This is a genomic window from Aeromonas sp. MdU4, assembly GCF_041929505.1.
In the GTDB taxonomy this organism is placed as follows: Bacteria; Pseudomonadota; Gammaproteobacteria; order Enterobacterales; family Aeromonadaceae; genus Aeromonas.
Window position 1 is genome coordinate 50778 of record NZ_JBHFMW010000013.1, and the last position, 14267, is coordinate 65044.

At 60.5% G+C, this 14267-nt stretch carries 13 protein-coding genes; 8 read left to right on the forward strand and 5 right to left on the reverse strand.

Going from position 1 to position 14267, the window contains the following annotated elements; genetic code table 11:
- Positions 1–212: 212 nt before the first annotated feature.
- The 4 genes from ACE1BR_RS07055 to ACE1BR_RS07070 are packed head-to-tail and all read left to right on the forward strand — an operon-like array spanning position 213 to position 4725.
- On the forward strand, positions 213–1661 hold the full coding sequence (locus ACE1BR_RS07055; protein WP_374868864.1) for a fructuronate reductase: 1449 nt from the start codon (positions 213–215) through the stop codon (positions 1659–1661).
- A 39-nt stretch (positions 1662–1700) separates the two neighbouring features.
- Positions 1701–3125: a glucuronate isomerase gene (uxaC, locus tag ACE1BR_RS07060; protein WP_374868866.1), complete on the forward strand. Its 1425-nt coding sequence runs from the start codon at positions 1701–1703 to the stop codon at positions 3123–3125.
- Positions 3122–4084: a sugar kinase gene (locus ACE1BR_RS07065; protein WP_374868868.1), complete on the forward strand. Its 963-nt coding sequence runs from the start codon at positions 3122–3124 to the stop codon at positions 4082–4084. The genes uxaC and ACE1BR_RS07065 overlap by 4 nt, the downstream gene beginning before the upstream one ends.
- Before the next feature lie 14 nt (positions 4085–4098).
- A complete protein-coding gene (locus ACE1BR_RS07070; RefSeq protein WP_216978359.1) occupies positions 4099–4725 on the forward strand; it encodes a bifunctional 4-hydroxy-2-oxoglutarate aldolase/2-dehydro-3-deoxy-phosphogluconate aldolase in 627 nt (208 codons plus the stop codon).
- Between the two features lie 113 nt (positions 4726–4838).
- Here ACE1BR_RS07070 and rluB read toward each other — a convergent pair whose 3' ends face one another.
- From rluB to ACE1BR_RS07095, 5 genes are all read right to left on the reverse strand, one after another.
- Positions 4839–5762 carry a 23S rRNA pseudouridine(2605) synthase RluB gene (rluB, locus tag ACE1BR_RS07075; protein WP_323887359.1) on the reverse strand — a complete coding sequence of 308 codons (924 nt, stop codon included), beginning with the start codon at positions 5760–5762 and terminating at the stop codon, positions 4839–4841.
- 133 nt (positions 5763–5895) lie between these two features.
- On the reverse strand, positions 5896–6468 hold the full coding sequence (gene scpB / locus ACE1BR_RS07080) for an SMC-Scp complex subunit ScpB (protein ID WP_374868870.1): 573 nt from the start codon (positions 6466–6468) through the stop codon (positions 5896–5898).
- Between the two features lie 86 nt (positions 6469–6554).
- The gene (locus ACE1BR_RS07085; protein ID WP_374868872.1) at positions 6555–7421 is read right to left on the reverse strand and encodes a segregation and condensation protein A; all 867 of its coding nucleotides are present in this window, start codon (positions 7419–7421) and stop codon (positions 6555–6557) included.
- Positions 7414–8034 (reverse strand): L-threonylcarbamoyladenylate synthase, encoded by a 621-nt coding sequence (locus ACE1BR_RS07090; RefSeq protein WP_374868874.1) that lies wholly within the window; start codon positions 8032–8034, stop codon positions 7414–7416. The genes ACE1BR_RS07085 and ACE1BR_RS07090 overlap by 8 nt, the downstream gene beginning before the upstream one ends.
- A 109-nt stretch (positions 8035–8143) precedes the next feature.
- Positions 8144–9025, reverse strand: coding sequence for a PHP domain-containing protein (locus ACE1BR_RS07095; RefSeq protein WP_374868876.1), 882 nt, complete (start codon positions 9023–9025; stop codon positions 8144–8146).
- Positions 9026–9463: 438 nt separating this feature from the next.
- Between ACE1BR_RS07095 and ACE1BR_RS07100 the strand changes: the two genes are divergently transcribed.
- From ACE1BR_RS07100 to trpCF, 4 genes are read left to right on the forward strand one after another with little or no spacing between them, the layout of a single operon-like run.
- On the forward strand, positions 9464–11098 hold the full coding sequence (locus ACE1BR_RS07100) for an anthranilate synthase component 1 (protein WP_374868878.1): 1635 nt from the start codon (positions 9464–9466) through the stop codon (positions 11096–11098).
- Positions 11091–11690 (forward strand): aminodeoxychorismate/anthranilate synthase component II, encoded by a 600-nt coding sequence (locus ACE1BR_RS07105; protein ID WP_374868880.1) that lies wholly within the window; start codon positions 11091–11093, stop codon positions 11688–11690. The genes ACE1BR_RS07100 and ACE1BR_RS07105 overlap by 8 nt, the downstream gene beginning before the upstream one ends.
- Positions 11691–11705: 15 nt before the next feature.
- A complete protein-coding gene (trpD, locus tag ACE1BR_RS07110; protein ID WP_374868882.1) occupies positions 11706–12734 on the forward strand; it encodes an anthranilate phosphoribosyltransferase in 1029 nt (342 codons plus the stop codon).
- Positions 12734–14242 (forward strand): bifunctional indole-3-glycerol-phosphate synthase TrpC/phosphoribosylanthranilate isomerase TrpF, encoded by a 1509-nt coding sequence (trpCF, locus tag ACE1BR_RS07115; RefSeq protein WP_374868884.1) that lies wholly within the window; start codon positions 12734–12736, stop codon positions 14240–14242. The genes trpD and trpCF overlap by 1 nt, the downstream gene beginning before the upstream one ends.
- Positions 14243–14267: the final 25 nt, after the last annotated feature.

Sequence of the window (14267 nt, forward strand, 5' to 3'; positions counted from 1 at the left end):
CTTGATCCATTTGGTTGATCCAGATCTCAAAAAAAGACAATATTGGTCAACCAAATTAGCTTTACGCACAACCAGAAGCTAACATGCTGATACCAAAGGTGTCGTTATCAGTGTATGCCCGGTGTCATCACCTCCAGCCTGCTAGCAGACAACCAGACCAAAACCAACAACTCAGGCGAGTTGCAGAAGCTCTATGAATCGAGGCAATGACAATGAATTCCAAGCTGACTGAATTGATGTTATCTCCATACCAACGTACCGCACTGCGTAGCCGGATCGTCCACCTTGGCTTCGGCGCATTCCATCGCGCGCATCAGGCACTGATCACGCACGAAATGCTGGCTCAACATGGCGGAGACTGGGGGATCTGCGAGGTCAACCTGTTCGGTGGTGAGGAGCTGATCCGTTCGCTCAGAGCACAGGACCACCTCTACACCGTTCTGGAGAAGGGTGCCGAGAGCGTACAACCCAAAGTGATTGGTTCTGTGGTGGAGTCACTGCATCCCACCTTTGACGGCATGTCCGCCATCCTCGAGAAGATGGCAGAACCGCAAGTCGCCATTGTATCCATGACGATCACTGAAAAAGGCTATTGCGCAGACCCTGCCACCGGGCAGTTCAACCCGCAGAATCCGTTGATCCAGCACGACTTGCAGCACCCTGATGCCCCCACTTCCGCCATCGGTTGCATCGTTGCCGCCCTGCGCCTGCGCAAAGAGCGTGGCCTCCCTCCCTTTACTGTCATGTCTTGCGACAACGTGCAGGAAAATGGTCATGTTGCACGTCAGTCCATTCTGGGATTTGCCGAACTACTCGATGGAGAGCTGGCATCCTGGATCCGTGAACAGGTCACCTTCCCTTGCACCATGGTCGACCGCATCGTACCTGCTGCCACCCCAGAGACGCTGGCAGAGATTGAGCAAGCCATCGGTGTTTATGACCCCTGTGGCATCGCCTGCGAGCCGTTCCGGCAATGGGTAATTGAAGATAATTTCGTCAATGGCCGCCCCGACTGGGATCTGGCTGGTGCCGAATTTGTCAGCAATGTCGTGCCCTTTGAAGAGATGAAATTGCGCATGCTGAACGGCAGCCACTCATTTCTCGCCTATCTCGGCTACCTCGGCGGCTATGCCCATATCGCAGACACCATGACGAACCCGGCCTACCGCCAGGCTGCACTTGCCCTGATGCTCAATGAACAGGCGCCGACCCTGAACATGCCTGTTGGTACGGATCTCGATGGCTATGCCCAACAACTGATCGCTCGTTTCACCAACCCCTCGCTCAAGCACCAGACCTGGCAAATCGCCATGGATGGCAGTCAAAAGCTGCCACAGCGTATGGTCGACTCCGTCCTCTTCCATCTGAAGAACGGCAGTGATTACCGGCATCTGGCATTGGGCATTGCCGGATGGATGCGTTATGTCAGCGGTGAGGGAGAAAACGGTGAGGTGATCGATGTCCGGGATCCCCTGCTCAACCGCTTCCAGGCGATCTATGCAGAGCACGGTCTCAGCTGCAACGTGGTCAAACCGTTGCTGGCCATTGAAGCCATCTTTGGCCCGGAACTGCCGCAACAGGGTGCTTTTGTCGATGCGGTCACTCGAGCCTATCAAGGGCTGCTTGACCACGGCGCCCGTCACTGCGTCGCTGCGCTCTAATCACCATATCTGGCAACGACCGGGCCAAGGGAGAAATAAATGAAGTCTTTCCTGTGTAAGGATTTTCTGTTGAACAGCGAGGCAGCACGTCATCTCTATCATGACTATGCCGCCGATATGCCTATCTATGACTACCACTGCCATCTCAATCCACGGGAGATTGCCGAAGATCGCCGATTCGATGATCTTGGCCAGATCTGGCTGGAGGGCGACCATTACAAATGGCGAGCCATGCGCAGCGCCGGTATCCCGGAGGCACTGATCACCGGCAAAAACAGCAGCAGTCGTGACAAGTTCAATGCGTGGGCACAGACAGTTCCGCAAACGCTGGGTAACCCTCTCTATCACTGGACCCATCTCGAACTGCGCCGCCCCTTCGGTCTGGAGGGTATCGCCCTGGCGCCAAATACCGCCGACAAGGTATGGGATCACTGCAACGAACTGCTCACCACCCCGGCCTTCTCCGCCCGCGGTTTGATGCAGCAGATGAATGTCCGCATGGTCGGTACCACCGATGATCCGGTGGATTCACTTATCTATCATCGCCAGATTGCCGAGGACCCCGGTTTTGCTATCGAGGTGCTCCCCAGCTGGCGCCCCGACAAGGTATTCAAGATCGAGCAAGCCGGTTTTGCTGACTACATTGGGGCATTGGGAGCCGCCGCCGATGTCGACATTGCTACCTTTGCCGACTTGCTGACCGCGCTGGAACGGCGCCTTGAACACTTCGCCCAGCATGGCTGCCGCGCAGCGGATCACGGTATCGAAGTGGTGCGTTATGCACCTGTTCCCTCCGATGCGACCCTGACTCAGCTGCTCCAGCGCCGACTGGCCGGAGAGGTGCTGGACGAATCGCAGATTGCCGCCTTCTCCACTGCCGTTCAGGTATGGCTCGGCCGTCAATACGCCAAGCGAGGCTGGGTGATGCAGTTGCATCTGGGCGCACAGCGTAATAACAACAGCCGCATGTTCACCCTGCTTGGCGCAGACTGTGGCTTCGATTCTATCGGAGACAAGCCGTTTGCCTGGGAGCTTGCTCATCTGCTGGATGAGATGGATCAAACCGATGAGCTGCCCAAGACCATCCTCTATTGCCTCAACCCTCGTGATAACGAGGTGCTAGCAACCATGGCGGGCAACTTCCAGGGGGGAGGAATTGCAGGCAAGATCCAGTTCGGCTCAGGCTGGTGGTTCAACGATCAGAAAGATGGCATGCAGCGCCAGCTGGAGCAGCTCTCTCAACTCGGTCTGCTCAGCCAGTTTGTCGGCATGTTGACCGACTCCCGCAGCTTCCTCTCCTACACTCGCCACGAATATTTCCGCCGCATTTTGTGCGACATGGTGGGGCGCTGGATCGAACAGGGTGAAATCCCCAGTGATCTGCAGCTGTCCGGGAAAATGATCCAGGATATCTGCTATCACAATGCAGCCCGCTACTTTCAGCTGCCAGGAGCCCGGGGATGAAACGAATTGCCCTGCTCGGGGAGTGCATGATTGAACTCAATGGCACGCCTTTTGGCGACATGCAGCAAGCATTTGGGGGCGATACCCTCAATACCGCCATCTATCTCGCGCGAGCCTCCCAACCCACCGATATTCAGGTGAGCTATCTGACCGCCATGGGCCAAGACCCTCTCAGCCAGCAAATCATCGCGCGCTGGCAACAGGCCGGGATCGACACCAGCGCGGTGCTCATCGATCAACAGCGTCATCCCGGCCTCTATCTTATCCAGCTTGATGAGCACGGCGAGCGCACCTTCCTCTACTGGCGCAACGATTCGGCTGCCCGTTACCTGATGCAGCACCCGCAGTTGCCACAGCTCAAGCAGGCCGTCAGCGACGTGGATGCGCTCTATCTCAGCGGCATTTCGCTGGCGATCCTGCCAACGGCAGATCGGCAGGCGCTGCTGCTGTGGCTGGCTGAACTGCACCGGGCGGGCGTGGCGATCATCTTTGACAGCAACTATCGCCCCGCCCTGTGGCAGAGTCCGGCCGACGCCCGGGCCTGTTACCAGCAACTGCTGGCCATCACTACGCTGGCCCTGGTCACCGACGACGATGAGCAGGCCCTGTGGGGGGACGAGGATGTGGCCCAGACCCTGCAGCGCCTCAAGGCGGCCGGGGTGCAGCAGGCGGTGGTCAAACAGGGGGCGGCTGGCTGCTGTTACCAGGCCCTGCAAACCGGGCAACCCGCTATCACTATCCCTACTCAAGCGGTCAGCAAGGTGGTGGATACCACCTCGGCCGGTGACTCCTTCAATGCCGGTTTTCTGGCTGGCTACCTGCAAGGACGGGCGATCGACGAGTGCGCCCGCATGGGCCACCGACTGGCGGGGATCGTCATTCAGCACAAGGGGGCAATTATTCCGGAAAGTGCCACCCGCAGTGTCACCGACAGCTTCATCAAACCGGCATCACACTAAACGAGGTCAACCGAATGTCATCCATTACTGAACAACTGCAAGCCCTGAAAGTGATCCCGGTGATCGCCATCGAGCAGGCTGAAGACATCATTCCACTGGGGGCGGCGCTGGCCAATAACGGCCTGCCGGTTGCCGAGATCACCTTCCGCTCCGCTGCTGCGGTCGAGGCGATCCGGCTGCTGCGCCAGAGTCAGCCAGAGATGCTGATTGGCGCGGGCACCGTGCTCAACCGCGAGCAGGTGATCGCAGCCAAAGAGGCGGGCGCCACCTTTATCGTCTCCCCCGGCTTTAACCCCAATACGGTCAAGGCCTGTCAGGAGCTGAACATCCCGATCATCCCGGGGGTCAATAACCCCAGCACCATTGAAGCGGCGCTGGAGATGGGGCTGACAACGCTGAAGTTCTTCCCGGCCGAAGCATCGGGTGGTAGTGCGATGATCAAGGCGCTGCTGGCACCTTATACCCAGATCACGCTGATGCCCACCGGCGGGATCTCGACTCACAATATCAATGAATATCTGGCGATCCCGCGGGTCATCGCGTGTGGTGGCTCCTGGATGGTCGACAAGAAACTGATCGCAGAGAAACAGTGGGAAGAGATCGGCCGACTCACTCGTGAAGCGGTGGCACAGGTCCAATAATATTGCCGCCAGGCAACGCGCTGACAAAAAAGGCCCGCACCAGATGGTGCGGGCCTTTCTATTGGCCGACTGCGCGCCCTTTGACGGCACGCAGTTCGCAACGGGTTGTCGGCCTACTTGCTGCCGGTACCTGAGTTGCGGGTGGAGGCTTGCGGCTTGCGACGGGCGGTGGTAGCGCGAGCGCGGGGCTCTTTGCCCTGCATCTCTTTGTGACGCTGTACGGCGCGACGGATCTGGGCGGCCTGCTTGTGACGACTGGTTTTGCCATCCTGCTGCAGGTCGACCTTGGATTCGGTCTCCGGCGGCAGGTTGACCAGACCGCGCAGGTAGTTCACTTCCGGCAGTTTCAGCTCTTGCCAGCCACCGCGCGGGATGCCGCGATCCAGCTTGACGTCGCCGTAGCGGATACGCATCAGGCGGCTTACCTGCACTTCCTGGGATTCCCACAGGCGGCGCACTTCACGGTTGCGACCTTCGGTCAGGGTGACGTTGAACCACTGGTTCAGACCCTCACCGCCAGCCGGTTTGATCTTGTTGAACTTGGCGGTGCCATCTTCCAGCTGAACGCCCTTGCGCAGACGCTGCAGCATGGCTTCGGTGATTTCGCCAAAGACACGGACCGCGTATTCCCGCTCCACTTCGTGGCTCGGGTGCATCAGACGGTTGGCCAGCTCACCGTCGGTGGTGAATAGCAACAGACCGGAGGTGTTGACGTCGAGGCGGCCGACCGCGATCCAACGGGCACCTTCCATCTTGGGCAGACGATCAAACACGGTGGGACGACCTTCCGGATCGTGACGGGTACACATCTCCCCTTCCGGCTTGTGATAAGCCAGTACGCGGCAGATGACCTCTTCCGCGGCACGGGTCTTGATCTGGTGACCATCCACCCGGATCACGGCGTTCACTTCGACGCGATCCCCCAGTGTGGCGACCTTGCCATCCACACTGACCCGACCTGCGGTGATCAGGGCCTCCATCTCACGACGGGAGCCGTGACCCGCGCGGGCCAACACTTTTTGCAGTTTTTCACTCATCGGGGTTACCTGATTGTTGATCGCTGCCCATTCGTACAAAGGGCAACGGGGTTAACTGTAGCGAACGCCAGTTGCGACACTCACTACGGTTGAAAAATATACATTCCGGTGACATCGGCACGATTGGCGCCATTCACCGGGCATCGCTCTCCCCGTCCACCGCCGAGGGCAACAGGGGTTGCAGCTCCGGATCCAGCTCGGGGAGCTGCTCCAGACTCTGCAGATTAAAGTAATCCAGAAACTCTCTGGTGGTGGCGAGCAATTCAGGGCGACCGGCCACCTCTTTGTGGCCGATGCTGCGCACCCAGCCACGCTCTTTCAGGGTATTCACTATCTGGCTCGACACCGCCACCCCGCGGATCGCTTCGATCTCGGCCCGGGTGATGGGTTGCCGATAGGTAATCAGGGTCAGCGTCTCCATCACGGCGCGGGAATAACGCGGCGCCCGCTCGCTCCAAAGCCTTGCGAGCTCTTCGGCATACTCCTGACGCGCCTGAAAGCGCCAGCCGGAGGCGACCTCTTTGAGTTCGACGCCCCGTTCGCTGTAATCTTGCCTGATCTCGGCCAACAGCAGCTGAACATAGCGACTGGTCACCGGATAATCGGCCAGCACGCTGCTTTTCAGCTCGCTGACATTGAGCGGACGACCGGCCACGAACAGCGCAGCCTCGATCAGGGTCTTGAGTCGTTCAGTGGGCAGCGCCACGGTTGCCCTCCTCGCTCTGCTCGGCCAAGGCGAAATGCACTGTGCCCCAGGGGTTCTGGCTGCAACGAAACAGACGGGATGCACGCTCAATGGGTCTGTTCACGTTTCTCACTCTCTTCTGCAGCCAATGCAAAATGGATTGGGCCGAGTGGTTCTGCCTGCAGGATCCAGATCAGCTGCTCCTTGCACAGCTCCAGCAGGGCCAGAAACGTCACCAATACCCCCATGCGCCCCTCTTCAGCGCGCAGCACCTGCTCAAGACGCAGGGTCTGCCCCAACGTGAGCATGGCGAGGATCTCCGCCATGCGCACCCGAGTCGGGATCTGTTCGCGACGGATCTGGTGATGTTCGAAATGAGTCGCGCGTTTTACCACACTTTGCATGTAAAGGGCGAGCTCAACCAGCGAAACATCGGGCGCCAGTGGTTTGAGAGCGCCAAAATCGGGGGGCAAGGCGGTAGCGATAAAGATCTCCCGCTCCACTCGTGGCAAGGCATTGAGGCGCTCGCCCCCCACCTTGAACCGCTCATACTCCTGCAAGCGGCGAATAAGAGTGACACGGGGATCTTCCCCCTCCTCTTCATCCTCCAGCTCCGGGGCCTTGGGCAGCAGCAACCGAGATTTGATCTCGGCCAGCCAGGCCGCCATCAGCAGATATTCCGCCGCCAGCTCAAGATTGAGCCCGCGCATCAGCTCCACATACTCCATGTACTGGGCAGTGATCTGCAGGATCGGCAGATTGAGAATATCGAGCTGCTGACGCCGGATGAGGTAGAGCAGCAGATCGAGCGGTCCCTCGAAGGTATCGAGGAATACCTCCAGCGCATCGGGCGGGATGAACAAATCCTGGGGCAGCTCATGATAGGGCTGCCCCAGGACTTTCGCGATGGGTGGCGTGGCGCCAGCCCCCGTCTCGGCAGAAGGGAGAGTCACCGGTTCAGCGACATCACTCAAACGGAGTCGGATCCCCGGCACCGCGACGACGCAACACCGGCTCGTCGTCAGAGAAATCGACGACTGTGGTGGGCTGCTCGCCCAGATAACCGCCGTTGACCACCAGATCGATCTGCTTGCCCAGCTTGTCGAAGATCTCTTCCGGGTCGAACTCGGCCATCTCGGAATCCGGCAGGATCAGGGTGGTGGAGAGCAGCGGCTCACCGAGGGCTTCCAGCAGCGCCTGGGCAATCTTGTTGTCCGGCACCCGGATACCGATGGTCTTCTTCTTCTCGTTCATCAGGCGGCGCGGCACTTCTTTGGTCGCCTTGAAGATGAAGGTGTAGGCGCCCGGGGTGTTGTTCTTGATCAGGCGAAACGCGCCGTTGTCCACCTTGGCGTAGGTGGCAATCTCGGAGAGATCACGGCAGACCAGGGTGAAGTCGTGGGTCGCGTCGAGACGACGGATGCGACAGATGCGCTCCAGCGCCCCCTTGTCACCCATCTGGCAACCCAGCGCATAGCCAGAGTCGGTCGGATAGACGATGACGCCACCATTCTGGATGATCTGTACCGCCTGACCGATCAGGCGGGCCTGGGGATTTTCCGGATGTACGTAAAAATGCTGACTCATAGCTTGTTCTCGCAATGGGGGCAGCAATACCTGCCCGCTCGTATGGTCACGGGTCAAAAACCCATGACACTACCTTAACCTGTTTGTGGCCGCTTCGCTGGCTCTGTTGTTAGCGACTCGCCAGCAGCTCGGCATGCTGCTCGTTGCTCAACCCGAAATGAGCGGGATAGGCCAGCCAGACCGGCATCCCCTCTTTGGGCAGCCAGAGGTGGCGCCCCAACTCGGTCCAGTTGGAGGGGAAATGAAAATCAGACCCCACCGAAATATAGAGATCGTGATCTTTCGCCCACTGGCCCAGATTGGCCCGCTCCTGCGGGCTCTGCTGGGGCAATGACACCTCCATGGCATCGCCACCCGCCGCCTTGAAGGCCACCAGCAACCGCTTGATCCACTTGGCGGTGAGATCGTAACGGCTGGGATGGGCCAGCACCGCCAGCCCACCGGCGGCATGAATGGCAGTGATCGCCTCGCTCATCTCGGGCCACTCGGCCGGAGCATACCCCTTGTTACCCCTGCTCAGGTACTTTTTGAATACCTTTTGCATACTGTCGACCACCCCGCGCGCCACCAGCACCCGAGCGAAATGGGCACGGGTCACCGCCGCGTCACCGGCCAACGCCTTGGCCTCTTCATAAGTGCCGGGGATAAGGCACTTCTCCAGACGGCGACCGATCTCCTGCGCGCGCGCCTCGCGACGGGACAGCTGACCCGCCAGAAAATCGGTCAGCTGCACATTTTTTTCATCCACGCCCAGCGCCACGATATGAATTTCGTGATGCTCCCAGCCAGTGGAAATTTCCACCCCGCTGACCAGCCGCAGCGGTAGTTGCTCGGCTGCGATGGTCTGGCGCACTTCATCAAGCCCGGCAAGGGTATCGTGGTCAGTAACCGCTAACACTTCGACCTGTTTCTCGGCGGCGCGGCGCACCAGTTCGGCCGGGCTCAGCACCCCGTCGGAGGCTGTCGTATGGCAGTGCAGATCGAATCTCATCAGGTTATTCCGCTCTCATGGTCAGGTCACCATTCACTAAAATTTGGTGAAAGAAGGCTAAAAAGCGACTTGACTTGGCCGCGGCTTTATCGTTTTCTGTAGGCACTTCATTGCAAACATCTTTTTACAGGATCTTCTGATGCAAACGACAATCACCCTGAAAGCAAACTGGTGGTGGCGCACTCCCTGACATGCGGGCGTGTGGTCGTTGCTGTACCTGTAAACTGACAGCAAATTAAGAACCCAAAGAAAAAGCCCGCTGACCCCAGCGGGCTTTTTTATTATCCGGCAAATGGACCTGTGATGAAACCGAGAATTCAGACAAGCACAACAACCTGGCGATGGCGCCCCTGATGAAACCGCCTAAACCAATTTAATTTTCAAGGAATTCAACGTCATGAACATCGGTAACAACCATCACACGCAAGGGAACGCACTATGACAGCCACGCATCGCCTTCCTCTGGGTGAATTCGATACCCTCAAGCTCAACGCCCCCTATGTGGCCGATCCACTGGCGCTCTACACCCGCCTCTGTCAGGAGCGCCCCAACACCCTGCTGCTCGAATCGGTCGAGATCGACTCCAAGGCAGGCAAACAGAGCCTGCTGCTGGTGGATGCCTGCCTGCGCATCGAGTGCCGTGGCCGCACCGTGCGGGTGCGCAGCCTGGGTGACAACGGCGCCCAGCTGCAGAGCCTGCTGAGCGAGCGCCTGCCTGCCGCCGTTATCCAGAGCATGGTCGATGGCGAGTTGCAGCTCGACTTCCCGGCCTCCGATCGAGAGCTGGATGAAGATAGCCGCCTCAAGGGGATCAGCGTGCTGGACGTGCTGCGTACCCTGCAGCGGGAACTCGATTGCCAGCTCGGCAAAGAGGCCCTGTTTATGGCGGGCAGCTTCGCCTATGACCTGATCGCCTCCTTCGAGGATCTGCCCGACGTCACCGCTGGCAGCTGCGACTGCCCCGACTACTGCTTCTATGTCGCCGAAACCCTGATCACCATCGATCATATCGAGCGCTCAACCACACTGCTCGCCTGCATCTTTGGCGGTGACAGCGACGAAAGCCGGGTAGAAGACCGATACCACCGTCTCACCGAACGGCTCACGGCCTTCAAACAGACTTGCCAGCAAGAGCTGAGCGCCGCGCTGACCACGCAAACCCTCAATGGCGGCCTCAGTGTGGACAAGAGCGACAAGCAGTTCTGCGCCGAGGTGGAGAAGCTCAAGGGCTTTATCCGCCGTGGCGACATCTTCCAGGTGGTGCCGTCACGCTGCTTCTCCCTGCCCTGCCCCAACCCCATCGCCGCCTACCGCCGCCTCAAACAGACCAACCCCAGCCCCTACATGTTCTATGTGCAGGATGAGGGCTTCACCCTGTTTGGCGCCTCGCCCGAAAGCGCGGTGAAATTCTGCGCCACCAGCCGCGAGGTAGAGATGTACCCCATCGCCGGTACCCGCCGCCGCGGCTTCAACCCCGATGGCAGCATCAACCGGGATCTCGACGGCCGCATCGAGCTGGAGCTGCGCCAGGACGAGAAAGAGGTGGCCGAGCACCTGATGCTGGTGGATCTGGGCCGCAACGACATCGCCCGCATCTCCGAACCCGGCACCCGCTACGTCAAGGAGCTGCTGAAAGTGGATCGCTACAGCCACGTGATGCATCTGGTCTCCAAGGTGGTCGGCACCTTGCGCGCCGACCTTGACGCCCTGCACGCCTATCAGGCCTGCATGAACATGGGCACCCTCACCGGCGCCCCCAAGATCCGCGCCAGCGAGCTTATTCGCATGGTGGAAGGCAAGCGCCGTGGCAGCTACGGCGGCGCCGTCGGCTACATCAATGGCGCAGGGGAGATGGATACCTGCATCGTCATCCGCTCTGCCTTCGTTAAAGATGGCGTGGCCCATGTGCAGGCCGGAGCCGGTGTGGTCTATGACTCCAAACCCCAGGCCGAAGCGGACGAAACCCGAGTCAAGGCGGCGGCCGTGCTGGCTGCCATCGCTGCCAGCCATGGCACCTCCCTGCAAGCCCTGAGCGCCCAGCAGGAGCAACATAAGGACGTGAGCCATGACTAACATCTTCCTGCTCGACAACTTCGATTCGTTTACCTACAACCTCGTCGACCAGTTCCGCTCCCTCGGCTATCCGGTGCGGATCTACCGCAACAGCCTGCCAGCGAGCCGCATCATGAACGAGATTGCAGCCTGCGACGGCGATGCCGTGCTGGTGCTCTCGCCGGGGCCGGGTGCCCCCCACGAAGCGGGTTGCCTGATTGATCTGATCAAGCTGGCCCGCGGTCAGGTGCCCATCCTCGGTATCTGCCTCGGCCATCAGGCCCTGTGCGAAGCCTACGGCGGCACCGTCGGTGCGGCAGGCGAAATCGTCCACGGCAAGCGCTCCCTGATTGAGCACAACGGCCACGGCGCCTTCGCCGGTCTGCCGAGCCCGCTGCCGGTGGCCCGCTACCACTCGCTGGTCGCCACCTATGTACCGGAAGAGCTGACGGTGATTGCCCACTATCAGGGCATGCCCATGGCCATCGAACAACAGGATGAGCGGGTACTGGGCTTCCAGTTCCATCCCGAATCCATCATGACCTCGGAAGGGGCCCGTCTGCTAACTCAGGCGCTCGCCCACATCACCCGTCCAGAAAGCAGTGTGCGGTAAGGTAAGGAGACCAACATGCATCATCATCTCAACACCCTCTATCAGGGTCAGTCTCTGAGCCGTGAAAGTACCCGCGACGCCTTCGGCCAGGTGGTACGTGGCGAAGTGGATCCCATCGTGCTCGCCAGTCTCTTGACCGCCCTCAAGATCAAGGGGGAGACCCCGGAGGAGATCGCTGGCGCCGCTGAAGCGTTGCTGGCGGAAGCGCGCGACTTCCCGCGTCCGGACTACGAGTTCTGCGACATCGTCGGCACCGGTGGCGATGGCCTCAACACCATCAACGTCTCCACCACCTCGGCGCTGGTCGCCGCTGCCTGCGGCCTGAAAGTGGCCAAGCACGGCAACCGCTCGGTCTCGAGCAAGTCGGGTTCGAGCGATCTGCTCGACAAAATGGGGATCAAGCTCGACATGAGCCCGGCGCAGGCGCGCCGCTGCCTGGACGAACTCGGCATCTGCTTCCTGTTTGCCCCCCAGTACCACGCCGGGGTGCGCCACGCCATGCCGGTGCGCCAGTCCCTCAAGACCCGCACCCTGTTCAACGTGCTGGGGCCGCTCATCAACCCGGCTCGCCCCACCTATCAGCTGATGGGGGTCTATGCCCCTGAGCTGGTGCGCCCACTCGCAGAAACCCTGCTGGCACTGGGGCTGAAAACAGGTATGGTGGTGCACGGCGCCGGACTCGACGAGATTGCCATCCACGGCCCGACCCAGGTCGCCCAGATCCGTGACGGCGAGATCCGCGAATTTCTGCTCACTCCTGCTGACTTTGGCCTGGAAACCTACCCGGTCAGCGCCATTCAGGGCGGCGAGCCGGAAGAGAACCGCGCCATCACCGCCGCCATTCTGGAAGGGCGTGGCACCCCGGCCCACAACGCAGCCATCGCTGCCAACGTGGCGCCGCTGCTGCTGATGGCGGGCAAGGCAGCGGATCTCAAGAGCGCGGCCACCCAAGTGCTGACGGTGCTGGCGAGCGGCAAGACAGCGGAGCTCGCTGCCCGCCTCGCCATTCTAAGCCATCAGGAAACGGGCCATCAGGAGGCATGATGTCAGCCACGACTCTGCACAGCAGTCATTCAGAGCGCCCTGAGGGCAGTTCACAGCTTCGCAAGGATAACGAGATGTCAGACCTTATTGCCCCCCATGATTTTCTGAACATGGCCTCCATCAGCCAGACCATTCTCGGCAAAATCGTGGCGGCCAAGCAGGAGTGGGTCGCCGCCCGCAAGCTGGCCCAGCCGCTGGCGAGCTTCCAGAGCGCGCTGACCCCCAGCGATCGGGATTTCGTCGGGGCGCTCAAGGCGGGCTCCACCCGCTTTATTCTGGAGTGCAAGAAGGCCTCCCCTTCCAAGGGCTTGATCCGCGACGACTTCAGCCCGGAGGCGATCGCCGACATCTATGGCAAATACGCCACCGCCATCTCGGTGCTGACCGACGAGAAGTTCTTTCAGGGGGATTTCGCCTTCCTGCCGCGGGTGCGCAGCCGCGTCAGCCAACCGGTGCTCTGCAAGGATTTCATGATTGACCCCTATCAGGTCTATCTGGCCCGCCACTATCAGGCGGACGCCATCCTGCTGATGCTCTCGGTGCTCACCGACGAGGGCTATCGCGCCCTGTTCGCGGTCGCCAAAGAGCTGGGTCTGGGCGTGCTCACCGAGGTGAGCAATGAAGAGGAGCTGACCCGCGCCATCGCGCTGGGGGCGCCGGTTATCGGCATCAACAACCGAAACCTGCGGGACTTGAGCGTCGATCTCGCCCGCACCAAACAGCTGGCCGCAGACATCCCAGCCGATCGGGTGGTGATCAGCGAATCCGGCATCAATCACCGTGCTCAGGTGGCGGATCTGCGCCACCACGCCAAGGGCTTTCTGGTGGGCTCATCGCTGATGGCCGAGCAGGATCTGGAGGCAGCAGTACGCAAGCTGGTACTGGGCCAGAACAAGGTGTGCGGCCTGACCCGCGCCGACGATGCTGCCGCAGCCCATCAGGCGGGCGCCGTGTTTGGCGGCCTGATCTTTGTGGCAAAGAGTCCGCGCTACGTCGATATCCCCACCGCCCGGGCCGTGATGGCTGGCGCGCCGCTCTCCTATGTCGGGGTATTTCGCAATGCCCAGCCCGCCACCATCGTCAAGACGGTGGAGGTGCTGGGGCTCTCCGCGGTGCAGCTGCACGGGGATGAAGATGCCGCCTATATCGAGGGGCTCCGTGCGCTGCTGCCGGCTGGCTGCCAGATCTGGAAGGCGGTAGGAATCACAAGTGGCGAGCTGCTGCCCTCCCTCGACTATCCGGCGGATCGCCTGCTGCTCGATACTGTCGTGAAAACTGCGGTCGGCAGCCAGAGCGGCGGCACCGGTCAGGCGTTCGACTGGGCCATGCTGGCCACGCTCGACAAGAACAAACTGATGCTGGCGGGGGGGCTCAATCCCGACAACGCCCTGCAGGCGGCGCAAGTGGGCTGCCTTGGCCTTGATTTCAACTCCGGGGTCGAGAGTGCCCCGGGCCAGAAGGATGCGCACAAGATTGCAGCTGCCTTCGGCGCACTGCGCCAACTGTAAAAGAGCGTTGTGCATCCGCAAATCA

What these genes read in the sequence shown, in the direction of transcription:
- ACE1BR_RS07055 (WP_374868864.1), top strand. Translation starts at nt 213, where the DNA reads ATGAATTCCAAGCTGACTGAATTGATGTTATCTCCATACCAACGTACC.
- uxaC (WP_374868866.1), top strand. Translation starts at nt 1,701, where the DNA reads ATGAAGTCTTTCCTGTGTAAGGATTTTCTGTTGAACAGCGAGGCAGCA.
- ACE1BR_RS07065 (WP_374868868.1), top strand. Translation starts at nt 3,122, where the DNA reads ATGAAACGAATTGCCCTGCTCGGGGAGTGCATGATTGAACTCAATGGC.
- ACE1BR_RS07070 (WP_216978359.1), top strand. Translation starts at nt 4,099, where the DNA reads ATGTCATCCATTACTGAACAACTGCAAGCCCTGAAAGTGATCCCGGTG.
- rluB (WP_323887359.1), bottom strand. Translation starts at nt 5,762, where the DNA reads ATGAGTGAAAAACTGCAAAAAGTGTTGGCCCGCGCGGGTCACGGCTCC.
- ACE1BR_RS07090 (WP_374868874.1), bottom strand. Translation starts at nt 8,034, where the DNA reads ATGAGTCAGCATTTTTACGTACATCCGGAAAATCCCCAGGCCCGCCTG.
- ACE1BR_RS07095 (WP_374868876.1), bottom strand. Translation starts at nt 9,025, where the DNA reads ATGAGATTCGATCTGCACTGCCATACGACAGCCTCCGACGGGGTGCTG.
- ACE1BR_RS07100 (WP_374868878.1), top strand. Translation starts at nt 9,464, where the DNA reads ATGACAGCCACGCATCGCCTTCCTCTGGGTGAATTCGATACCCTCAAG.
- ACE1BR_RS07105 (WP_374868880.1), top strand. Translation starts at nt 11,091, where the DNA reads ATGACTAACATCTTCCTGCTCGACAACTTCGATTCGTTTACCTACAAC.
- trpD (WP_374868882.1), top strand. Translation starts at nt 11,706, where the DNA reads ATGCATCATCATCTCAACACCCTCTATCAGGGTCAGTCTCTGAGCCGT.
- trpCF (WP_374868884.1), top strand. Translation starts at nt 12,734, where the DNA reads ATGTCAGCCACGACTCTGCACAGCAGTCATTCAGAGCGCCCTGAGGGC.